Genomic DNA, 22,853 nt, shown 5'->3' with positions numbered 1-22,853 from the left:
CAACGCCGCCACTCTTGCGAATGGCGGCGTTGGTTTACCGCAGACTTATACCGAGTCGCTATGCGCTGGCAGGTCTTTTTCGCCTTTCTTGCCTTTTTTGCTGAGCTTTTCGGCAAGCGATTCAACCAGCATAAAGAACATTGGAATCAGGAAAGTCGCCAGCAGTGTTGCCGCCAACATACCACCAATTACCCCGGTACCAATCGAGTGGCGACTTGCGGAACCTGCGCCACTGCTGATAGCCAACGGCACAACACCGAGAATGAATGCCAACGAGGTCATCACAATTGGGCGGAAACGCAAGCGCGCAGCCTCCAATGCAGCCTCGAAAATACCCATGCCGTCCCGGCGCAGCATCACCGCGAACTCAACAATCAGAATCGCGTTCTTCGCCGCCAGACCAATCAGGGTAATCAGGCCGACCTGGAAGTACACGTCGTTCTCAATACCGCGCAACCAAACCGCGAGAATCGCACCAAATACCGCAAACGGTACAGCAGTAACAACCGCTAGCGGCAAGGTCCAGCGCTCGTATTGGGCAGCCAGGATCAGGAACACCATGATCAAGCCGAAGACAAACGCCAAACTACCTGAGCCTTGAGTGGCCAGTTCTTGGTATGCAGAACCAGTCCAACCAATGCTGTAATCGCTACCAAGCACTTGGTCAGCAACTTCCTGGATTGCTTGCAACGACTGACCCGAACTATAGCCTGGAGCTGGCCCACCGAGAATCTTCGCTGATGGGTATACGTTGAAACGGGCGTAGGTATCTGGCCCAAGAATACGATCAACCTTAACCAGCGATGCCAGTGACACCAGGTCCCCTGAAGCCGAGCGCACATAAACCTGAGACAGGTCTGATGGCTTACGCCGGAACTCAGGCTCTGACTGCAAGCTTACTTGCCAAGTACGGCCATACAAGCTGAAGTCATTGACGTAGTAACTGCCGAAGGTCGATTGCATCGCCGTGAAGACATCACTGATCGTAACCCCAAGCGAGCGCGCTTTGGTACGGTCAAGATCGATGTAGTACTGCGGCACATCGGCGTTAAACGTGGTTTGCAGACCCGCTAACTCTGGGCGTTTAGCCGCAGCGGCAAGGAACTCTTGAACCTTGGTCGAGAGCTGCGCAGTCGTGCCGCCGCTACGGTCTTGAATGTAGCCCTCAAAACCACCGGTGGTACTCATACCGGTAATAGGCGGTGGGTTGAAGGTCAGCACCACACCATCTTTCTGCGAGGCGCCCATGCCCATGAACTCATGGGTCAGGTTGCGCGCATCAAGCTCTGGGGTGGTGCGCTCGCTCCAATCCTTTAGTGGAATAAAGGACACACCGGCATTACTACGTGTACCAAAGGTCAAAACGTCGAAACCAGCAAAAGTCACCACATCCTCAACTGCGGGGTGCTTCATTAACTGCTGGGTTACATCGCCAGTAAGTTTCTCGGTACGGGTCAAAGATGCTGCTGGCGGTAAGAAGTAAGCGTTGATCACATACCCCTGGTCTTCGTCCGGCACCAACGAGCTTGGTACGCGACCGAACAGCATCACCATCAGCACGATCATGCCGCCAAACAGAAGCAAACCGATAGCCGAGCGTTTGAGGAAGAAACGCACACCCGAGGTATAACCCTTGGTGAACTTATCAAAGCCCCGGTTAAACCAACGAAACGGTGCGGCAGGCTCATGATGACCTGGCTTGAGTAACAAAGCGCAGAGCGCCGGGCTCAAGGTCAGGGCGACGATGCCCGAGATCACCACCGACACGGCAATGGTCACGGCAAACTGTTTATACATCTCCCCTGCAAGGCCTCCGAGGAAGCCAACCGGAACGAACACCGCACAGAGCACCAGAACGATGGCGACGATTGGTCCCGTCACCTCCTCCATGGCTTTGATGGTAGCTTCTTTCGGGCCAATCTTGTCGGTGGCCATGACCCGCTCGACGTTCTCAAGCACCACAATGGCATCGTCCACCACGATACCGATTGCCAGCACCAAGCCGAACAATGTCAGCAGATTGATGGAAAAGCCCAAAGCATACATACCGGCAAAGGTACCGATCAGCGAGACCGGAATCGCCAGCACCGGAATCAGCGTTGCACGCCAGTTTTGCAGGAAGAGGAACACCACCAAAATAACCAGTACCAAGGCTTCGAAAAAGGTATGGATTACCTCTTCGATCGATACCTTTACGAACTTGGTGGTGTCGTACGGGATCTTATAAGCCATGCCGTCCGGGAAGTTCTTCGACACACGCTCCATGGTCGACTGAACCGCTTCAGCTGTATCCAGCGCATTCGCACCCGGTTGCAGGTACACACCAAAGGCGGCGTTTTGCTGGCCATTGAGCGAGGTCATCAAGGAATAATCCTGAGCCCCCAACTCAACCCGTGCGACGTCTTTCAAGCGCAAACTTGCACCTGTCGCATCAGAACGGAGAATGACGTTTTCGAACTCTTCAGGATCGGAAAAGCGCCCTTGCGTGGTAACGGTATAGGTGAAGTCTTGCTCTTTATTCAGCGGCTGCTGGCCGAAGCTACCGGCAGCAAACTGCGAGTTCTGCTCACGAATCGCGTTGACTACGTCAGTCGGCGTCAGATTGAACTGGGCCAGCTTGTCCGGCCGCAGCCAGATACGCATCGAGTAGTCTTTGGAGCCGAACTGAGACACATCGCCAACGCCCGGCAGACGCTTGAGTTCATCAATTACGTTGATCAACGCATAGTTACTGATAAACACCGGGTCACGTGAATCATCCGGCGAAAACAAGGTAACCACCTGAAGAATGTCTGAAGACTTCTTCTCCACCTTCACGCCCTGACGGCGAACCTCTTCGGGCAACTTAGCCAGCGCGGCCTGTACCCGGTTGTTCACGTCGATGGTGGCTTGGTCTGGATCTCTGCCTACTTCAAAGTAGACCGACAAACTCATGGTGTTACCACCGGAGTTTGACTGCTGGTAGATCATCCCTTCAACACCATTGATCTCTTGTTCGAGCGGTGCGGCTACTGTTTCAGCAATAACCTGCGCGCTCGCCCCAGAGTAGGTTGCGGTCACCGAGACCTGCGGCGGGAGAATTTGTGGGTATTGAGCAATTGGCAACGAGCGCATGGCCATAAGGCCAGCGAGCACTATCACCACCGAGATAACCGTTGCGAAAACCGGTCGTTCAATAAAGAAACGAGAAATCAACTAGATGCTCCTTACGATTTCTTGTCAGCGTCGGCAACTTCCGACGCGACCTTAACAGGAGTATCCGGGCGAACCTTGGTCAGACCTTCAACAATGACTTTGTCGCCCTCACTGACGCCAGACTTAATCACCCAGCGACCTTTTGAGGTACGACCGACGGCGACCTCGCGAACACGAGCAACACCTTTGTCATCAACCACATAAACAAAGGTGCCCTTAGGCCCTTGCGCAACAGCACGCTCAGCCACGGTTAGAGCATTCGGTATCGAGATGCCTTTGACCTGCACGCGAACGAACTGCCCCGGCAGCAGTGTTTGCTTCGGATTTGGCACCACAGCGCGGGTACTGACAGTGCCGGTACTGCGATCAATCAAGCTGTCGGTAAAGTTAACCTTGCCTTCTAACGGATAGGTTGAACCGTCGCCGTAGGTAATGCCGACGCGTACTTCATCGCCATCAAGTACCAAAGAGCCATCAGACAAGCCATTACGCACGCTTTCAACGTCGCTGTCTGGTGCAGCGAAGTTAACGTAGATCGGATCCAACTGCGTAATTTTAGTCAGCAAGCTGGCATTCGGATCACCGGCGACCATCAAGCTGCCTTCAGACACCGTTTCTTTACTAGTGATACCTGAGATCGGTGCTGTAACGGTGGTGTAGTCGAAGTCAATCTGCTTGGACTGCACTTCAGCTTTAGCGGCCTGAATGTTGGCTTTGCTTTGCTCAAAATTGGACACTGCATTGTCCAGCTCGCTTTCACTGGCGAAGCCTTTCTTCTGCAGCTCACGGATACGCCGTAGATCACGTTCGGTCTGACGGTAGCGCGCCTGCTCTTGGGCCAATGCACCTTTAGCACGAGCCAGCGCCGCCTGATAAGTACGCGAGTCGATGCGGAACATCAACTGACCTTGCTTGACGCTGCTACCTTCCAGATAAGTACGCTCCTGCAGTATGCCACTGACCTGGGCACGCACTTCGATTTCACGAAAACCAGCGGTCCGCGCAGGGTACTCAAGCTCCAACGGTAGCGGTGCGACTTTGACTGTTTCGACCGAGACTTCAGGTGCAGGTGGCGCATCTTCAGCATGCAGCTGTGCGTTTAACGTACAAAAAGCCAGAAGTCCCAGTGCAGCCGGGAAAGATCGTGCAAAAACCATAGGTGTCTCCGAGACAGCACAGCGTGCAAACAAAGGCGAGAATGCTAATTACATACAGGTGTGTTTGTAAATAGCACTATACAGCTAATCTATCTACAATCATTTCCGTATCTACAGCCTAGCCATAAATAATTAACCTGACATGCGCCGAACTAAAGAAGAAGCTGAAAAAACCCGTGCCGCCATTCTTATGGCAGCCGAAACATTGTTTCTGGAACATGGCGTAGCCAAGACCAGCTTGGAACACATCGCCAGACACGCCGGGGTAACTCGCGGGGCGGTGTATTGGCACTTTGAAAATAAAGCACATTTGTTTCATGAAATGCTTAACCAGGTCCGCCTCCCCATTGAGCAAATAACCGAGCAACTGTGCAAAGGCTTTGAAAACAACCCAATACTGGCCCTGCGCGACCTTTGCATTGAGGTCATGCTGGACCTCGCGCTTAACCCACAGAAGCAACGTATTTTTACAATTCTGTTGCACCGCTGCGAATTAACGGAAGAACTGCAGGAAGCGATGGATCGCCACACTGAATTCATCAATCAGTTTATTGCTTTGTGTGAGCAATATTTCAGCCATCTCCCAATTTCAGAGCATTTGCAACCCGGTATCACCCCGCGACTTGCAGCAAGAACACTCAACGCACTTATTGTCGGCCTGCTAAGCGACTGGCTTCGTGATCCAGCACTGTTCGATCCTGAACAAGATATCAGGCCAATTTTCGTTGCATTATTTAACGGCCTGCTCAAGCACACGGATAGATGAATAGGCATCACACAAATTGCGCCAAATGAGGGCATTACTTAGAAGTCCCTTTACAAATTACCAAGTGCGAACAATTGTTGCTCAGTTAATTTGCGTGTGTTCGATTGTCTTATTCAGCGGCGTTTCATTGGTTGCTGGCTTAGCTTCACGGCGCTGGGTCATCCACTGGCCAACTTGGCCGAAGAACGCTTCAGGCACAACACGCCCGACACGGCGCGCCATATCGAGGATTGTCTGCTGCGACAACGCCTCTTCCATGCGTTTTTGCGCAGTCAACATAACCCCATGAACGGTGCAGGTCCCGGCCTGCGCCCAACTCGGCGGCGATCCTTCAAACAACGCGCAACGGCTACGAATTTCGCGGCAATCAAAAATATCCTTGCGCCCATCAATCGCAGTCACGATATCCAGCACATTGATTTCAGCAGCTGGACGCGCCAGCTTAAAACCGCCTTTTACACCCTCGGTCGACGCAACCAGTCCAGCCTTGGCCAGTTTGGTAAAGACCTTGGCCAAATACTCCTGCGGCACGCCTTGTAGCTCGGCTAGGTCGCGCACACTGGCTTCGCGAGAGTTGCCATGTTCATCCACTAAAAACAGCAGGCAATGAATACCGTACTCAACGCCCGCGCTGTAAAAAGACATCATAATCTCCGACTAACTTAGTCGCAAATTTAACAAATAGCCGCCACAGCAACAAGCAAGGCAGCCATACCGTAAATCAACGCAGCACCCGCGCAATGCCTTTTCATGGGCGAAATCAGACCAACAGCATAAAAAAACACTTGCTGAAAAAAACTACGACCAATATAGTCGTAGTTACTTTGAGCGCTTAGCTATCGAATTAAAAAGCGCTCAGCTCAGGCTCAACGGAGGGGCTGAAAGCCACTCCAGACCCGGTGTTTTTTAATCGTATCTACTATTTTGGAGCGACCCATGAAACAGCACATTTTGATTCTCGGCGCAGGTTTTTCGGGCATGTGGAGCGCACTGAGCGCAGCGCGTTTGCTGGATAAAAACAATCGCAGCGATATCTCGATCAGCGTAGTTGCGCCTCAAGCAGAGTTGCGTGTGCGTCCACGCTTCTACGAGCCCGAAGTGCACACGATGAAAGCCTCGCTGGATGAACTATTTGCAGCGGTTGACGTGAATTTTATCAAAGGCTCAGCGCAGACCATCGACACCACGAATAAGCGCATCAGCTACAACGATAGCCAAGGGCAGCCGAACCACGTGACTTATGACCGGTTGATCTTGGCGACTGGCAGCAGCGTTGCAAGGCCTGCGCTACCGGGGGTAGATCAGTTCGCCTTCGATGTTGACCAGATCGAACAAGCTGCAAAACTTGAGTCGCACATCAAGGCATTGGCAAAGCAGCCGGACTCAGCGGCGCGCAATACAGTCGTTGTAGCGGGCGGTGGCTTTACCGGGATTGAAACCGCAACTGAAATGCCCGAACGCTTGCGTGCAGCCTTGGGCAATGATGCAAAAATCAGAGTGATCATTGTTGATCGAGGCCAGCAGATTGGCGCCGCACTGGGTGAAAATATCAGCCCGATAATTGCCCAAGCGACCTCAGAGTTAGGTGTTGAGTGGCTGCTAGGCACAGCGGTTACAGGTATAGACGCAGATGGCGTCACCTTGTCTGACGGGCAACGTATCGAGACAAAAACCGTGGTCTGGACCGTTGGTGTTCGTGCCAGCTCGTTGACCGAACAAATCGCAGGTGAACGTGACAACCAGGGTCGCTTACATGTCGACAGCAACCTCAAGGTCATCGGCCAAGGGGATGTTTTCGCCACTGGCGATGTGGCATACGCCACCACGGATGATCAAGGCAATTACGCGTTGATGACCTGCCAGCACGCAATCGCACTGGGTCGCAGTGCAGGTAATAACGCGGCTGCCAGCCTGTTGGATGTCGCACCGATTCCTTACCGCCAAGAGAAGTACGTCACCTGCCTGGACCTTGGCCAGTGGGGCGCGGTGTATACCGAAGGTTGGGATCGTCAGGTCAAGCTGGTCAAGGATGAAGGCAAACAGCTTAAAACCCAAATCAACACTCAATGGATTTATCCGCCGGTAGCTGATCGCGCAACCGCGTTGGCCGCAGCCGACCCACTGATTCCTGTGGTTGCCTGAGGAAAGGTACTGAGCTACGGGAAAAGGCACGTCATCCACCCAAGGTGATTAAGGTGGATGACGTTTTTCATCGACCAACAGCGGCTGCGCAAAGCAAACAGTGTCAGCGCAGAGCAAGCCTACTGGGCTTGCGCGCAATAACCTGCTTTATTAATCAGTGCACTCAATTGCGCAGCATCCAATGAACTGCTCACACACACTTCAGCACTTGCCAGATCGACTTGCACTTGCGCCTGCATATCAACGGCTTTAATCACATTGGTGATGGCCTTTATGCAGTGCCCACACCTCATACCATCGACTTTGAATATTTGCATTTTCAATCTCCAAACGTTACGGATATAGGGCATTGGCTACCCTGTCGAGCGCAGTATCAAGCTTGCCGCACTGGGAAGGTCAAGCGCTGGCGGTTATGCTGTTTGGCAACGACCTGCAGCGCCGTGATGACCTGCGTTGGTCCTGACTTTTCGGGGATAAACATGCGTCGATTAGTAATATCTGTGATTTGCAGTGCCATTGCAGCCAGCTGTTTAAGTGGTACAGCACAGGCTGGCGACTACAGTCGCGCTGAAAGCTATGCGGTTTTGATTATTTCTCGCGAACGCCTGCAAGTGTCGACCCAATGTGAGATTGGCCTGTATTTGCAAGACGAGCTGACAGCGCGTCTGGATCAAGGACAGTCGGCTTCATTTAATCTGCCACCGGGAGAGATTACGGTCCGTTTGGCCACCGTCGGCACCAAAACCTGCCAGCCAGGTATTAACCAACTGGACGGTCAGCGCCTGTCACTTAAAGCCGGCGAAATCAGCCGTTATCGGATTAGCCAGACCAGTGCCGGCTATAAATTGATTCGTGCCCCTTCAATCAATTAAAGCTGCGCGAAATAAGGTCGCCCAAACACTTGACCTTACCAAGATGGCAAGGTTGATCATGTAGGTGAACTTCAAGGAGATCGCCACATGTCCGCCACCCAAACATTCAACCTGCCAATCGGCGGAATGACCTGCGCCAGTTGCGCTGGACGCGTCGAGCGCGCCTTGCGTCAACTGCCCGAAGTCAGCAATGTCAGCGTTAACCTTGCCAGCGAACAGGCACGTGTCGACGCCCCGGCAGACAGCCTGCTCAAACTGCTCGACACCATTGAAGCCGCAGGTTACGAAGTGTCCAGCGAACGTATTGAACTGGCTATTCAGGGCATGACCTGTGCCAGTTGCGTCGGCCGTATTGAGCGGGCATTAGCCAAGCACCCGGGGGTACTCGAAGTCAGCGTGAACCTGGCAACCGAGCACGCCCAACTCAAGGTTGCGCGAGGCGCTGACCGCAACCTATTACTCAGCGCAGTCAGTAAGGCCGGCTACAGCGCGACATTATTGACTGAGCAGGCAACAGAACCTGACAGCGCCGAGAAAAACCTACAGCGCGAACGCTGGTTATTGATTGTCGCCTTGATGCTGGCCGCACCGCTGGTTTTGCCGATGCTGCTGGCTCCATTGGGTGTGCATTGGATGCTCCCGGCCTGGGCACAATTTGTCATCGCCACACCGGTGCAGTTCATCCTTGGCGCACGCTTCTATCGAGCCGCCTGGAAAGCACTACGAGCAGGCGCTGGAAACATGGACCAACTGGTTGCCATCGGCACCAGCGCCGGTTATGGCTTGAGCGTTTACCAGTGGCTGACTACTCCAGCCGGACAAATGCCGCATCTGTACTTCGAAGCTTCTGTGGTGATTATTGCGCTGATTATGCTCGGCAAATATATGGAGAGCCGCGCCAAGCGGCAAACCACCAGTGCCATTCGCGCTCTGCAAGCACTACGTCCCGATCAAGCCCTGCGCTTGAAAGACGGTGAGGAACAACTCGTCGCCCTAAACCAATTAGTGCTCGGCGATCAGGTCGTGGTCAAACCGGGCGAACGGTTCCCGGTAGACGGCAAGGTGCTTGAAGGTCAAAGCCATGCCGATGAAGCCCTGATCAGTGGCGAAAGCGTGCCGCAGGCCAAACAACCGGGCGACTCTATAACCGAAGGCGCAATTAACGGCGAAGGTCGCTTATTGATCGAAACGACAGCGCTAGGCACAGAAACCGTGCTGGCGAAAATCATTCGACTGGTCGAAGACGCGCAAGCCGCCAAAGCACCGATTCAAAAGCTGGTGGATAAAGTCAGTCAGGTGTTTGTGCCCGCCGTTTTAGGCATAGCGCTGATCACCCTGATTGGCTGGCTGATCGCGGGTGCAGGCGTTGAGACGGCCCTGCTCAATGCCGTTGCAGTGCTGGTGATTGCATGCCCGTGCGCACTGGGCTTGGCTACACCTACAGCAATTATGGCGGGCACGGGTGTTGCGGCGCAGCACGGTATTTTGATCAAGGATGCCGAAGCACTTGAGGTCGCGCACAAAGTCAATATTGTTGCCTTCGACAAGACCGGCACACTCACCTCAGGCACACCGCAAGTTGCCCACCTGCAAGCCGTCGACAACGACACTCAAAACTTGCTGCAACTGGCGGGCAGCTTGCAAAGCGGTAGCGAACACCCGCTGGCCAAGGCTGTGCTGGATGCCTGTGCAGAACAAAACATCAAACCGCTGGCTGTGACCGCCAGCAAGGCCTTGAGCGGTCGTGGAATCGCCGGAACACTGGCTGAGCGCAGCTTGGCCTTGGGCAATCGGCGCATGCTCGATGAGCATGATTTGAGCCCCGGCGACTTAGCTGCCAAGGCCCAGGCCTGGGAGGCTGAAGGTCGCACTTTGTCGTGGTTGATCGAGCAAAAGCCGCAGCCAAGGGTACTGGGCTTATTCGCTTTCGGTGACACCCTTAAGGAAGGCGCCAAAGAGGCGATCAGCCGCTTGAAGGCGCTGGATATCGACACTCACCTGATCAGCGGCGACAACCGTGGCAGCGTTGATAACGTCGCGAATGAACTGGCGATTACTTCAACCCACGCCAATGTATTACCAGCAGACAAAGCCTCAATCATCAACGCATTAAAGCAGCAAGGCGTGGTGGCAATGGTCGGCGACGGTATTAACGATGCGCCCGCCCTCGCCTCAGCTGATGTTGGTATCGCCATGGGCGGCGGCACTGACGTTGCGATGCAGGCAGCAGGCATTACGCTTATGCGTGGCGATCCGCGCTTGGTGGCTGCGGCGCTGGACATCAGCAACCGCACCTTTAACAAGATCCGGCAAAACCTGTTTTGGGCTTTTGCCTACAACATGGTCGGCATTCCGTTAGCAGCACTTGGTTACCTCAACCCGATGGTGGCTGGCGCGGCGATGGCGCTTTCCAGCGTCAGCGTAGTGGCCAATGCATTATTGTTGAAACGCTGGCGGCCCTGATAACTGTTGCGCCATGTGGAAACAGATGGCGCAACTAGCAGGGACAAATTGTTTGATGGAGACTTGAAGTGAATATTGGCCAAGCAGCGAAAAAGACCGGGCTTAGCGCGAAGATGATTCGTTATTACGAGTCAATCGATTTGCTGCCAGAGGCTGGGCGTAGCGATAGTGGCTATCGGATTTACAGCTCACAGGATCTGCACCGTCTGACGTTTATCAAACGCTCAAGAGACTTGGGCTTTTCTCTGGCTGAGGTCGCCAAACTCCTGACCTTGTGGCAAGACCGTGACCGCGCTAGCGCGGATGTGAAGAAGCTGGCTGGCGAGCATATTGAGGAACTCAACCGCAAAATCGTTGAGCTGACGGGCCTGCGCGACACACTGCAAGAGCTGAGCGATCACTGCCACGGCGATCAACGACCAGACTGCCCAATCATCAAGGCGCTGGAACCAAACGCAAAGGATGACCATCCGTAAGGTGCGACAACGCGAAGCTTGTCCACCACAAAGCGCCAAGCAATCCTGTTTTGTGCTGCAAATGGCGGACAGAAAAGCGCTGTCCTCCCTACGAAATAAGCATCACTCGTAGGGTGCGACAACGCGAAGCTTGTCCACCACAAAGCGCCAAGCAATCCTGTCTTGTGCTACAAATGGCGGACAGAAAAGCGCTGTCCTCCCTACGAAATAAGCATCACTCGTAGGGTGCGACAACGCGAAGCTTGTCCACCACAAAGCGCCAAGCAACCCTGTTTTGTGCTGCAAATGGCGGACAGAAAAGCGCTGTCCTCCCTACGAAATAAGCATCACTCGTAGGGTGCGACAACGCGAAGCTTGTTCACCACAATGCGCCAAGCAATCCTGTTTTGTGCTGCAAATGGCGGACAAAAAAGCACTGTCCTCCCTACGAAATAAGCATCACTCGTAGGGTGCGGCAACGCGAAGCTTGTCCACCACAATGCGCAAAGCAATCCTGTCTTGTGCTGCAAATGGCGGACAGAAAAGCGCTGTCCTCCCTGCGAAATAAGCATCACTCGTAGGGTGCGACAACGCGAAGCTTGTCCACCAACGCCCACCGATCAGGGCGCAAGTGCCTTGGTCATGACGATTATTTTTTCGGCGCCCTCGTACACTTCACGAATCGTTGCGTAACCCAGACGCGTATAAAAGCCTTCGGCGGTAATTGAGGACGGCACGCTCAATTTGCTAACCGACCGCTGCCGCGCCAGCGTTTCTATTTGCGCCATCAGCGCCAAACCGGCGCCACGGCCTTGATATTCCGGCAAGACAAAGACCGAGCGCACGGTCATGCCATCCAAGCTGGCGGTGGCGATAACCACGCCAGCGTCCAGGGCGACATAGGTGTCTCGCACCGACATGCGTGCTGCGATTTGTTCAGCAGAACAAATGCTCAGGTAACGACTCGATTAGTTCAGCGGGATAATCCTTGGCATTGGTTTGCTTGATCGCAGTGATGATTACCGAGCTGATCGCTGATGCGTCATCCTGCTGAGCCTTGCGAATTAGCAGCGCCATGACTAGATCGAGCTGCCTGTAAGCTGTTTGAGCAGAGCGTTGCAATCCACTGCAAAGTGATCAACCAGCTCTGGCCAAGGATTACTCGGTAAGTTAACCAACACACTGTAAGCGCCAGCCGCACGGGCGCATTGCAGGTCGAAGCGGTAATCACCGACCATCACCAACTGCGTTGACGCAACCTGCCAGCGCTGCGCCAAACGTAGCAAACCATCAGGGTCAGGCTTGGGCAGTGCTTCACCACGGCCGATCACATCAGGTGCTGCGAAGTAGTCGCCAACACCGATCGCCTGCAAGGTCAGCAGCGCCAGTTCATGGGCATTGCGGGTCAGGATGCCCAGTTGGTAACCACGCTCAGACAACTCACGCAGCAGTTCGACCGCGCCGGGCGCAGGCCGCGCATTAAGTGCTAATTCGCGCTCGTGCTCGAGTAGCCACGCATGTTTGGCCTTGCCTTCGGCGATCGGTAATGCTGCGAGGTGATGCAAAATATCCTGTTCAAGCGGAATTTCCAGCTCACGCTTGATCGCCTCGAAGTCATGCACAGCCAGCGTCAGCGTGCCGTCCATGTCGAATACCCAATGCTGCGCTGTGTGCAGGCTCATTTCCAGTCTTCACGCAGACGTATCAAGCCTTCCTGAGCAACCGAGGCAACCAGCTTGCCCTGCCGGTTGAACACGCTGCCGCGGGCAAAACCACGGGCGTTACCCGCCCACGGGCTGTCCATTGCATAAAGCAACCAGTCGTCCATGCGCAGATTGCAGTGAAACCACAAGGAGTGATCCAGGCTAGCCACCTGCATGAATTTTTGCCACACCGAAATACCGTGCGGCAGCATCGAGGTTGTCAGCAGGTTGAAGTCCGAGGCGTAGCCCAGAATGTATTTATGCAGGGCCGGGCTCTGTGGCAACGTCCCATCAGCCTTGAACCAGACATACTTCACAGGCTCAGTAACTTCAGGATTGAATGGATTGCCGACGGTAACCGGGCGGATATCGATTGGCTTGTCACTCAGCGCTCGCTCACGCATCCGCTCGGGCAGCAAGTGCGCTACTTGGCGCGCCAGTTCAGTCTCCGACGCCAACTCTTCTGGGCCAGGAATGTCCGGCATTTCGATCTGATGACTAAAGCCTGACTCATCCGCCTGAAATGAGGCGCTGCAGGTGAAGATTGGCTGGCCCTTTTGAATCGCCATGACGCGGCGCGTGCTGAAGCTGCCGCCATCACGCACGCGATCGACTTGATACACAATCGGCAAGGTTGGATCACCCGGGCGCAGGAAATAGCCATGCATCGAATGCACATGCCGCTCATCATCCATGGTCTGGCTCGCCGCAGAGATGCACTGACCGAGTACTTGGCCACCAAATAACTGACGAAATCCTAGATCCTGGCTCACACCGCGAAACAGGTTTTCTTCAATGGTTTCGAGGCTCAGCAGCGCCACCAAATCATCAAGAACTTTACTCATCGAACCGCTCCTTACCGCTTGCTGCGGCTGGTAATCGTAGCGTTGGGTAAGCGGGCAGCGCAGTCAAACGCTCATCCCAAACAGCCTTACCCAAAGTGAAATGGTAGAGACTTTGCCAGCGAGTGTCGGCCAAGCCCAGCAATTCATGCACGGCATCGTCGAAATAACAGCCGATACCCGTCGCAGATAGCCCTGCCGCCTCTGCCTCTAAATACAAAACTTGGCCTATTTGGCCGCATTCCCAATACAAGCGCGGATAACGCCACTGGCCTGCCGCCAGCGCAGTATCGAAACGCGCGAGCATAGCCATGGCCACACAACCATCGCTGGCGATATCTTGCGTGCAGGATAAAAACCCAGCCAGTTCACGGGCATCACCTTCCAGCAAGCGATACAGCGGCAGCTCGTCATCAACCCGTTGCCAGCTAAAATCGCCACGTAAGCCGGTTTCAGCCTCACCTCTCACGCGCGCCAACCAGTAAAGCCCTGGTTGCAAGCCTTGCACTCGGTGAACAAAGATTAATAAATCGACCTGAGCGGGCTCACCTGTCGTGGCGAACGGTACGGGCGAGTTGTTCGGCATAAGGCGACGCAGCCAGGCCAACAGTAACTCAGCATGGATGCCGGTTTTGCCATCCATGGATTGGGCGCTGCGCCTGCGGTGCAAGATAGGCCGCAGCGACAGCCCCGGATTATCTGCCTGCATGCGCCCTGCCCCGGCTTGCCAGTCGGCGACCGGCAATGCTGGCGCCCGGCACAGCGCCTGTACGCGCTGCAACTCCGGCCAGTTGCGGTACTGGCGCGACAAACGATTCGGCGTTCCAGCCAGTTCAAGCTCAGACAAGCCCTGCAGTAAGGTTGCAGGTAGTGGAAATTCAGCGGTTAGCGTTGGACCAACCCACAACAGGCAATCAGCGTGCTCCGCTTCGGCAAAACCGTGGCGATCCAGCCCCAGCACTGCATCGAGTTGATCCTCTGCAACAGAGTGCAGCATGCGCACTTGCCAGCCCTGCACGTTTGCCGCTATCGCCAGCGCAGCCAACGCGTGGCCAAGGTCGTGATTGCAGTAACGGTAAGCGCGTTCGCCGTACTTCCAGGCCTCGCGCCAGGCAATACTGCTCAACCCCAGTAGAAAACCATCTGCAGGCAATGCACTGCGAAGCTGTTCAGCAAGCGCTGCAGGTAACTCGCTACGTACCTCCAATGCGTGCGCATCCGGCGCGTAATGCACCAGCAAGGCAGACGACTCAAGCGTGCCTGCGGGGATCAGTGCATAGGCCTCGGTCGGGTGTAAATTGCCGGATGAGGGATTAACCCGTAACGCCCAGCGTGTGGCGCCCGCCTGCTTCCACGCGGACACCGCCAGGCTGTCATAAAACAGCTGCGAGATACTTGCCAGATTAAGCTCGGCAGCGGGCTGTGCCGACTCACTGAAGGCGCTGTCGTATGCAGGCGATTCTTCCTGCGGGCGATGCCACAACTCAATCAGTCGCGCATGGTTGTAGCGGCGAAACGGCGCGGGCTGCGTCGCCCATTCCAACTGACCGGGGCCAGGTGCAAAGTTACCGGGTTGGTGCTTACTGAGTTGGTGATAAGCCCTGACCAGATCACTCATGGGTTTGCTGCCACTGTTCACGCGTAAGCCGGTAAAGAACATGCTGACGCAACGGATGCTCAACCGGTAGGCGCGGATGCTCAAAGTCAGCCAATGGGTCGCGCTGCATATGCAAACGCTGCATCAATGCTTGCGATGAGGTGTTTGCCGGTACGGTAAACGCGACGATCTGTTCAAGCTCAAGTTCAGTGAACCCATGGCGCAGTACCGCCTGCGCCGCCTCCAGTGCATAACCTTGACGCCAGTGGTTCGAATCCAGTCGCCAGCCGATCTCAACCGCTGGCGTAAAGGCCGCCGCAAAGCTGACATGCAGCAAGCCAACAACACCGATCAAACCTGGCTGATCAATACGCTCGACAACCCATTGGCCAAAGCCATAATCGGCAAAGTGCTGGATAATTCGCTGCGCCAGCGCATCACTTTCTTCGCTGTTCATGCACGCTGGAAAGTGGCGCATAACCTCTGGATTGGCATTCATTGCCGCGAACGCAGCTAGATCCTCCTCGCGCCACGGACGCAGGATTAATCGTTGTGTTTGCAGCTCTCTCAGCTCGCTCATTGCTACTCCACTTGAGTCATCATGCTCTGCAGCGCCATACTCACGCCCTGAAAAAATACCGTTACAGAAGTCATTGTATGCGCCTACCGCTGGTCTATCACCCCGACTACAGCCCGGAGTTTCCTGTGGAGCATCGCTTCCCCATGGAAAAATTCCGTCTGCTGCAAGAGCACCTGATCAACAGCGGAGTGGTGAGTGACAGTCAATTGCAGCGCCCAGAACTCTGCCCCAATGAGGTTCTGGCATTAGCCCATTGCCCAGATTACATCGAGCGCTACATGAGCGGTGAGTTGCCCCATGCCGACCAACGCCGACTCGGCCTGCCTTGGAGTGCAGCACTGGCGCAGCGCACGGTCCGCGCCGTTGGCGGTTCGATTCTAACCGCTGAACTGGCGCTCAAGCATGGCATGGCTTGCCACTTGGCTGGCGGCACGCACCATGCGCACTATGATCACCCGGCTGGCTTTTGCATCTTCAATGACCTTGCGGTGATCAGCCATTACCTGCTCGAAGCGGGCAAGGTGCAGCGTGTATTGATATTTGATTGCGACGTACACCAAGGCGACGGTACCGCACGTTTACTGGCCGATACGCCAGAAGCAATCACCGTATCGCTGCACTGCGAAAAAAACTTTCCGGCACGCAAAGCACAAAGCGACTGGGACATTCCATTGCCGATGGGCATGGGTGACAGTGACTACCTGCAAGTGGTCGATGACGCCCTGAATTACCTGTTGCCGCTGTATCAGCCCGACATTGTGCTGTACGACGCCGGGGTCGATGTGCATAAAGATGATGCATTGGGTTATCTGAAACTCACCGATCAAGGCGTCGCTGCGCGTGATGAAGCGGTATTGCGCCACTGCGTTGGCCGCGACATTCCGGTGATGGGTGTAATTGGCGGCGGCTACGATAAAGACCGCAAGGCGCTCGCGGCGCGTCACGGCATCCTGCATCACAGCGCCACACGCGTTTGGGCTGAGCGCATGTAATTCGCTGGTGTAGAATGCCGGCCATTACCCTCGCCGATACGACCGAGCAAAGCCCTGATGACGCCAAATTCCACTGACCCTGCCCGACACGTCGCCATTATTGGTGGGGGTCCGGCTGGCTTGATGGCGGCTGAAGTTCTGGGAATGGCTGGGGTCAAAGTTGACCTGTTTGATGCCATGCCTTCGGTGGGACGCAAGTTCCTGCTGGCGGGTGTCGGCGGCATGAACATCACACATTCGGAAGCCAAACCTGCGTTTATGCAGCGCTACGCGGAACGCAGCGAAGAAATCGGCCAGTTGCTCACAACATTCGATGCCGATGCCTTGCGCAGTTGGATTCACGACCTGGGTATCGAGACCTTTGTCGGCACCTCGGGCCGCGTATTCCCGACTGATATGAAAGCCGCACCGCTACTGCGCGCCTGGCTCAAACGCCTGCGTGAACACAATGTAAGCATCCACACTCGCCACCGTTGGCTTGGCTGGACAGAGGACGGCCAGCTACGCATGAAGAATACAGAGGGTGAGTTTCAATTTGCGCCTGACGCAACGTTGCTGGCACTCGGCGGCGCCAGTTGGTCGCGCTTGGGTTCTGATGGGGCCTGGGTTGAGCTGCTGCATAGCCGCGGCGTTGAAATCAGCCCCTTGCAACCGAGCAATTGTGGGTTTGAAGTGGCCGGTTGGAGCCCGTTTTTACAAGACAAATTTGCCGGTGCGCCGCTGAAAAACGTCAGCCTGAACTTGGCTGGCGAAACACCACGCCAAGGTGAATTCGTACTGACGGCCAAGGGCATCGAAGGCAGCTTGGTGTATGCGCTTTCAGCAAAAATTCGCCAGCAGATCAACCAGCACGGCAGCGCCACGATTTACCTCGACCTGCTGCCACACAGCACGTTCAGTACCTTGGAAAAGGCCCTGAGCAAGCCGCGCGGCTCACACTCAATGGCCAAGCACCTGCATCGCCAAGCCAATATCGACGGAGTTAAATCAGCGCTGCTACGTGAACTGACGGCGGCTGAAGTATTCCAGAACCCGGCGCGTCTGGCCCAGGCCATCAAAGCCCTGCCTATTACCCTGGTTCGAACCCGTCCGCTTGACGAGGCGATCAGTACCGCTGGCGGCGTGCCATTTGCCGAGCTTGATCAACAGTTGATGTTCAACCAACTACCCGGCGTCTTCTGTGCCGGCGAGATGCTCGACTGGGAAGCGCCAACCGGCGGTTACCTGCTCACTGCCTGCTTCGCCACTGGCCGACAGGCAGGCTTAGGTATGCTCGACTGGCTGCACAACCCGTTATAGAAGGCCGACACCAATAAAGAACAACAACGCCACCGCACCCGCGGCTAAGCCATAAGGCAGCTGGGTGTTGATGTGGTCGATGTGATCGTTACGCGTGGCCATCGAGGTGACGATACCGGTGTCGCTGATCGGTGAAATCGAGTCACCAAAGATTGACCCGGATATCGCCGCACCAATCAGTGGGTAAGGGTCAACGCCGGTCGCTGCGGCAATCTGGATACCAATCGGAATCATGATCGCAAAGGTGCCCCAGGATGTGCCGGTCGACAGCGAAATACCGCACGCCACAACAAACACGAAGGCGGCTGACAAACCGGCTGGCACATAGTCATTAATGTGATGCGCCAGATAACCACCGACGTTGAGGTCGCCACTGATATTGCCGATCATAAATGCCAAGGTCATCACCACCGTCAACGGTATCATTGACTGATACCCGGCCAGCAGTTCGCGAAAGTATTCATCAAGGGTGAAAATCCGCTTGATCAGCAAGTACTGCACTGCACCGACAAGTTGACCACTGAGCACACCCCAAAGCACCGCCGTCGAACCAGAACCTTTGCTCAGTTGTCCATCACCGGTGATATACAAACCAATGGGCACGCTGATAATCATAGTCAACAGCGGCAGCAGCAGATTCCACACGCTGTGCGTGCTCGGCTCACGCACCGAGTCTTCATCAAATTCAGCCATCAAGGGAATCGCGCCTTCACGCAACTCAATACCTTGCGCCGCCCGCTCGTTTGCCCGGCGCATACCGGCAAATGAGAACCGGCTGAATATGCTCAGCAAGACAAAGCCAATCGATGCCCAGGCGTAGACGTTGTAGAGCATCGAATTGGCAAGGATGTTGAACGGCTCACCATCGATAAAACCCTTGCCGACTTGCAATGCGATGACGCCCATCATTGCCGCGCCCCAGCCGTTGAACAGAATCGACGACCACACGCTAAGCCCGGTGCCTTGGATCACATACGCCATTTGCTCGCGTGAAACCCGATATTTGCTGGCCAAGCCGCTGGTCACAGTACCTGCGGTCAACAGTGACAAATTGCTCTCGATAAAGATCAAGGTCGCGATCGCCATACCCAGCAGTTGCGTGCTGATTGGGCCTTTCACCACTCGCTCACGATCAGTCAGCAATTTAACCAGACTGGCCATGCCGCCGGTGATGCGCGCCAAGTGGATAATCGCGCCGACCATCAAGCCAAACAGCAAGGTCTTGACCGCGCCATCAGATTTGAATACATCAACCAATCCCTGCGCAGAACCTGCCAACGCTGGGCCTATGTGGAAGTCTGAGAGCACCAGAAAACCGGCGACAACACCTGCAACCAGCGACAGGATTACTTGGCGAGTGAATACTGCTAAAAAAATCGTCAGCAGCGGCGGAATGATTGACCAGATACCGTAATCCGTCATTTATAGTTCTGCCTTCTCGGGTAAAACCGCAGCAAAACCTCGCTGCAGATCTGCGATCAGATCATCGGCATGCTCGATACCAATCGACAGTCGCAGCAAGTTCTCGGTAATCCCAAACGCCGCTTTTTGTTCATGGCTTAGCGAGCAATGCGACATGCTGTAGGAGTGATTGATCATGCTTTCAACCCCGCCCAGCGAATCCGCCAGGACGAAGATCGACAACTGCTCAATAAACCGTGCAGTGCCTGCGCGATCGGCCTTCAAACGCAATGACACCACCGCACCGCCGCTGCGCATTTGCCGTTGACCAAGGGCGTATTGCGGATGGCTCGGCAGCCCCGGATAAAACACCGCCTCAACCTGCGGGTGCTGGCTGAGAAACTGCGCGACGCTAAGCGCATTGCTGCATTGGCGTTCCATGCGCACATCCAGTGTCTTCAAGCCCCGCAAGGCCAAGTAGCAATCAAACGGCCCCTGCACCGCACCAATCGCCATGCTGATGTTGCGCAGGCGCTTGAACAAATCCTCGTTGGCCGCCACCACTACACCGCCAATCAGGTCGGAATGGCCACCGATGTATTTGCTCGCCGAGTGCATGACTAGATCAATCCCATGCTCAATTGGCCGCTGATTCCAGGGCGAGCAAAAGGTGTTGTCGACGCAGGTAAGAATCCCATGCTCACGAGCGAACGCCGCCACCGGGGCAATATCGACCAGCTGCAAAATTGGGTTGGTTGGGGTTTCGATCCAGATTAGCTGAGTCTTCTCGGTACGGCTGGCAGCCAGCGCGTCCAGATCATTGAGATCGACATAGCTGACGGTCAAGCCAGAGGTTCTGCTGCGGTAATCGTTAAGCAAGCGGAAGGTGCCGCCATAAACGCCCGCCATGACGATGATGTGGGCATCTTTTTCCAGCAACTCGAACACAGTTGAAGTCGCGGCCATGCCGGAGGCGCACGCCACAGCGCCACAACCGCCCTCAAGCTGGGCGATGCAGGTTTCATAAGCATGGCGTGTGGGGTTGCTGACCCGGCTATAAGCGTACTCGCTGGGCTCATCAAGGCCACGCTGAACAAATGAGCTGGCGGTAACAATCGCCGGGAAAATAGCATTATCGGCATAGCTCGACTGGTCACCGGCGTGGATCACCTGAGTAGAGAATTTGGCTTTGTCCTGGCTCATCATGTGGCTCCTGATCGGTCTGTGTGCGTCAATCCGAAAGTGGTGGATAAAAAAGCGCTATCCACCCTACGGCTCGCAGGCATTGCGAGACAGCCAAGGCTTTATTTACCCCGTTTGACCGGCTTACCGCCGAAGCTTGGTACTTTGCGGATCGCTTTGATCGGCGGCTCAGCAGGTTCATCGCTTTCAAGCCAGCGCCCCAAGCTACCGGCCTTGTTACCGCCAAGCACTTTCGGCTTTTTGGCTTTCTTTGGTTTTTTAATCACCGCACCACCCGCAACAGTCTGCGGTACACGATGGTCGGGAATAAAGTCTGGTTCATCCACGCGCGGCAAAATTTGCTGGATCATGCTTTCGATTGCGGCCAGCAGTTGTACTTCATCGGCGCAGACCAAAGAAACCGCTTGCCCCGTCGCTCCGGCACGACCGGTACGACCGATGCGGTGAACGTAGTCTTCGGCCACAATCGGCAAGTCGAAGTTGACCACCAATGGCATGTCGTCGATATCCAGACCACGCGCCGCTACATCCGTCGCGACCAAGACGTTGACTTCACCCTGCTTGAAACGCTGCAGTGCGCGCAAACGAGTGGGCTGTGGCTTGTCACCGTGAATCGCATCAGCACTGATGCCATTACGTTGTAATTCAGCTTCGAGTTCATCGACCCCTTTACGGGTTTTCACGAACACCAACACTTGCTGCCACTGTTTACTTTGATACAGGTGCAAGAACAGCTCGGCCTTGCGCTTTTTATCCACAGTGACCAACCACTGTTTCACCGACTTGGCCGCCGCATTACGCGGGCTGACTTCAATGCTCAGCGGGTCGCGCAACATCTCACCAGCCATGCTGCGAATCGCATCGGAAAATGTCGCCGAGAACAGCAGCGTCTGGCGTTTTTTTGGCAAGGCGCTAAACAGGTCATCCAGTTCGCGGGCAAAACCCAGGTCGAGCATGCGATCGGCTTCATCCAAGACCAGCACTTGCAACTGATTAAACTTGACCGCGTTCTGGCGATACAAGTCGAGCAAGCGACCCGGCGTTGCCACCAGCACATCAAGCCCTTTACGCAGCTTCATCATCTGTGGGTTGATGCTAACGCCGCCGTACACCGCGTAGCTGCGCAGCGGCAGGTGCTGACCGTAAGTCTGGAAACTCTGCTGAACTTGCTCGGCCAGTTCGCGAGTCGGCACCAGCACCAGCGCGCGTATGCAATTGCTGGCAACGCTGGGGCCTTCCATCATCAGGCGTTGCAACAATGGCAAGGCAAAGCCTGCGGTCTTGCCGGTGCCGGTTTGCGCCGCAGCCATCAAATCACGACCCTGCAGAATCGGCGGTATAGCTTGCGCCTGCACCGGCGTCGGCGTTTTGTAATCGAGCCCGTCAAGGGTGCGCAGCAACGGCTCAATCAAGTTGAGCGAGGCAAAAGTCATGGTGAATAACCTGATGAAGTAACGCGAAAAATAATGCCGCGTAGTTTAGCAGGCTGCGCGCTGTTTCAGGTGCCGCAGCAAACAGTGCCTAACCTGAGCCTCTTGCGCCGCCAGATTCAAGCCTGACGCAGGCGTTCGAGTGCCAGCCCCATCTTGGCCGCAGGAATTTTCTGCAACGAGCAAAACAGCTCATGCGAGATATCGTTAATGCCATGGCGCTCGCGCAGCAAGGCACTCATAAAACAGGTGAGGTTCGCCGCCATCTCAGCATCAGCCAGCGCGCGGTGAGCCTGGCCGGTTGAAGGGAGCTGCGCCCAACGATTGAGATTACCCAGCTTGTGGCTCGGCGCTTGCGGCAACAGGCGGCGTGATAACAGCAAAGAGCAGGCAAACGGTTGCACTCGCTTACGTCTTACCAATGCTAGCTCGGCGTCCCAAAACTTTTGGTCGAAGGCGGCATTGTGTGCCATCAGCGGAATGTCACCGACAAAGTCCGCCACCTCGTTCATCACCTGCGCGGCGGGCGGAGCATCGCGCAACATGGCGTTGCTGATGCCGGTTAGCTGCTGAATGAACGGCGGCACCCAGGCGCCGCTATTCATCAGACTTTGATAGCGCGCAACAATCTGCCCGTCCTGCACGATGGCAACGCCAATTTCAGTGGCGCGGGCTTGTTGCGCCGGCGACATGCCGGTGGTCTCAAAGTCGATTACAGCAATCTGTTCCACGGAAAAAAGTCCTGATATACAAACT

At 55.2% G+C, this 22,853-nt stretch carries 21 protein-coding genes; 7 read left to right on the top strand and 14 right to left on the bottom strand.

Annotation, left to right across the window (positions count from 1 at the left end):
* Positions 1-45: 45 nt before the first annotated feature.
* Positions 46-3,195 carry an efflux RND transporter permease subunit gene (locus ACN0UH_RS10895; protein ID WP_417662058.1) on the bottom strand — a complete coding sequence of 1,050 codons (3,150 nt, stop codon included), beginning with the start codon at positions 3,193-3,195 and terminating at the stop codon, positions 46-48.
* 11 nt (positions 3,196-3,206) lie between these two features.
* Positions 3,207-4,352 carry an efflux RND transporter periplasmic adaptor subunit gene (locus ACN0UH_RS10890; protein ID WP_417662057.1) on the bottom strand — a complete coding sequence of 382 codons (1,146 nt, stop codon included), beginning with the start codon at positions 4,350-4,352 and terminating at the stop codon, positions 3,207-3,209.
* A gap of 142 nt (positions 4,353-4,494) precedes the next feature.
* On the opposite strand from ACN0UH_RS10890, the gene ACN0UH_RS10885 reads away from it, so the two are divergent.
* The gene (locus ACN0UH_RS10885) at positions 4,495-5,118 is read left to right on the top strand and encodes a TetR family transcriptional regulator (protein WP_417662056.1); all 624 of its coding nucleotides are present in this window, start codon (positions 4,495-4,497) and stop codon (positions 5,116-5,118) included.
* Between the two features lie 81 nt (positions 5,119-5,199).
* Here ACN0UH_RS10885 and ACN0UH_RS10880 read toward each other — a convergent pair whose 3' ends face one another.
* A complete protein-coding gene (locus ACN0UH_RS10880; RefSeq protein ID WP_417662055.1) occupies positions 5,200-5,763 on the bottom strand; it encodes an RrF2 family transcriptional regulator in 564 nt (187 codons plus the stop codon).
* 291 nt (positions 5,764-6,054) lie between these two features.
* On the opposite strand from ACN0UH_RS10880, the gene ACN0UH_RS10875 reads away from it, so the two are divergent.
* Positions 6,055-7,260 carry an NAD(P)/FAD-dependent oxidoreductase gene (locus ACN0UH_RS10875; RefSeq protein WP_417662054.1) on the top strand — a complete coding sequence of 402 codons (1,206 nt, stop codon included), beginning with the start codon at positions 6,055-6,057 and terminating at the stop codon, positions 7,258-7,260.
* Positions 7,261-7,379: 119 nt separating this feature from the next.
* Here the strand turns inward: ACN0UH_RS10875 and ACN0UH_RS10870 are convergent, their stop codons facing one another.
* Positions 7,380-7,577 carry a heavy-metal-associated domain-containing protein gene (locus ACN0UH_RS10870; RefSeq protein ID WP_417662053.1) on the bottom strand — a complete coding sequence of 66 codons (198 nt, stop codon included), beginning with the start codon at positions 7,575-7,577 and terminating at the stop codon, positions 7,380-7,382.
* Positions 7,578-7,739: 162 nt separating this feature from the next.
* Between ACN0UH_RS10870 and ACN0UH_RS10865 the strand changes: the two genes are divergently transcribed.
* From ACN0UH_RS10865 to cueR, 3 genes are all read left to right on the top strand, one after another.
* Positions 7,740-8,132 (top strand): hypothetical protein, encoded by a 393-nt coding sequence (locus ACN0UH_RS10865; RefSeq protein WP_417662052.1) that lies wholly within the window; start codon positions 7,740-7,742, stop codon positions 8,130-8,132.
* Between the two features lie 87 nt (positions 8,133-8,219).
* Complete coding sequence (locus ACN0UH_RS10860; protein WP_417662051.1) at positions 8,220-10,595, top strand: heavy metal translocating P-type ATPase; 2,376 nt, start codon at positions 8,220-8,222, stop codon at positions 10,593-10,595.
* 68 nt (positions 10,596-10,663) lie between these two features.
* The gene (gene cueR / locus ACN0UH_RS10855) at positions 10,664-11,071 is read left to right on the top strand and encodes a Cu(I)-responsive transcriptional regulator (RefSeq protein ID WP_417662050.1); all 408 of its coding nucleotides are present in this window, start codon (positions 10,664-10,666) and stop codon (positions 11,069-11,071) included.
* A gap of 599 nt (positions 11,072-11,670) precedes the next feature.
* Here the strand turns inward: cueR and ACN0UH_RS10850 are convergent.
* From ACN0UH_RS10850 to ACN0UH_RS10825, 6 genes are read right to left on the bottom strand one after another with little or no spacing between them, the layout of a single operon-like run.
* Entirely contained in the window at positions 11,671-11,970 is a 300-nt protein-coding gene (locus tag ACN0UH_RS10850; protein ID WP_417662049.1) for a GNAT family N-acetyltransferase, read from the bottom strand.
* A gap of 16 nt (positions 11,971-11,986) precedes the next feature.
* A complete protein-coding gene (locus ACN0UH_RS10845) occupies positions 11,987-12,127 on the bottom strand; it encodes a hypothetical protein (protein ID WP_417662048.1) in 141 nt (46 codons plus the stop codon).
* Between the two features lie 2 nt (positions 12,128-12,129).
* Positions 12,130-12,732, bottom strand: a complete 603-nt coding sequence (locus ACN0UH_RS10840; protein WP_417662047.1) for an HAD family hydrolase — start codon at positions 12,730-12,732, stop codon at positions 12,130-12,132.
* Positions 12,729-13,598: an acyl-CoA thioesterase II gene (gene tesB / locus ACN0UH_RS10835; RefSeq protein WP_417662046.1), complete on the bottom strand. Its 870-nt coding sequence runs from the start codon at positions 13,596-13,598 to the stop codon at positions 12,729-12,731. The genes ACN0UH_RS10840 and tesB overlap by 4 nt, the downstream gene beginning before the upstream one ends.
* Entirely contained in the window at positions 13,591-15,213 is a 1,623-nt protein-coding gene (locus tag ACN0UH_RS10830) for a SagB/ThcOx family dehydrogenase (protein ID WP_417662045.1), read from the bottom strand. Before ACN0UH_RS10830 ends, tesB begins: the two co-directional genes overlap by 8 nt.
* Positions 15,206-15,772: a GNAT family N-acetyltransferase gene (locus ACN0UH_RS10825; protein ID WP_417662044.1), complete on the bottom strand. Its 567-nt coding sequence runs from the start codon at positions 15,770-15,772 to the stop codon at positions 15,206-15,208. Before ACN0UH_RS10825 ends, ACN0UH_RS10830 begins: the two co-directional genes overlap by 8 nt.
* A 77-nt stretch (positions 15,773-15,849) precedes the next feature.
* On the opposite strand from ACN0UH_RS10825, the gene ACN0UH_RS10820 reads away from it, so the two are divergent.
* Together ACN0UH_RS10820 and ACN0UH_RS10815 are read left to right on the top strand one after the other, a co-directional pair.
* Positions 15,850-16,764 (top strand): histone deacetylase, encoded by a 915-nt coding sequence (locus ACN0UH_RS10820; RefSeq protein WP_417662043.1) that lies wholly within the window; start codon positions 15,850-15,852, stop codon positions 16,762-16,764.
* A gap of 57 nt (positions 16,765-16,821) precedes the next feature.
* Positions 16,822-18,063, top strand: coding sequence for a TIGR03862 family flavoprotein (locus tag ACN0UH_RS10815; protein ID WP_417662042.1), 1,242 nt, complete (start codon positions 16,822-16,824; stop codon positions 18,061-18,063).
* On the opposite strand, the gene ACN0UH_RS10810 is transcribed toward ACN0UH_RS10815, so the two are convergent.
* The 4 genes from ACN0UH_RS10810 to ACN0UH_RS10795 form a co-directional block, all read right to left on the bottom strand.
* A complete protein-coding gene (locus tag ACN0UH_RS10810; protein ID WP_417662041.1) occupies positions 18,058-19,485 on the bottom strand; it encodes a Na+/H+ antiporter NhaC family protein in 1,428 nt (475 codons plus the stop codon). The two genes, ACN0UH_RS10815 and ACN0UH_RS10810, sit on opposite strands and share 6 nt — an antisense overlap.
* A complete protein-coding gene (locus ACN0UH_RS10805; protein ID WP_417662040.1) occupies positions 19,486-20,667 on the bottom strand; it encodes a trans-sulfuration enzyme family protein in 1,182 nt (393 codons plus the stop codon). It abuts the gene before it with no gap.
* Positions 20,668-20,768: 101 nt separating this feature from the next.
* Positions 20,769-22,100 carry a DEAD/DEAH box helicase gene (locus ACN0UH_RS10800; protein WP_417662039.1) on the bottom strand — a complete coding sequence of 444 codons (1,332 nt, stop codon included), beginning with the start codon at positions 22,098-22,100 and terminating at the stop codon, positions 20,769-20,771.
* 116 nt (positions 22,101-22,216) lie between these two features.
* Positions 22,217-22,828, bottom strand: a complete 612-nt coding sequence (locus tag ACN0UH_RS10795) for a PolC-type DNA polymerase III (protein ID WP_417662038.1) — start codon at positions 22,826-22,828, stop codon at positions 22,217-22,219.
* Between the last annotated feature and the right edge of the window lie 25 nt (positions 22,829-22,853).

The sequence above is a fragment of the Pseudomonas sp. genome, assembly GCF_048265905.1.
Classification (GTDB): Bacteria; Pseudomonadota; Gammaproteobacteria; order Pseudomonadales; family Pseudomonadaceae; genus Aquipseudomonas.
Note: the sequence above shows the minus strand (reverse complement) of the source record. Positions and strands in the feature narration are given on the sequence as shown.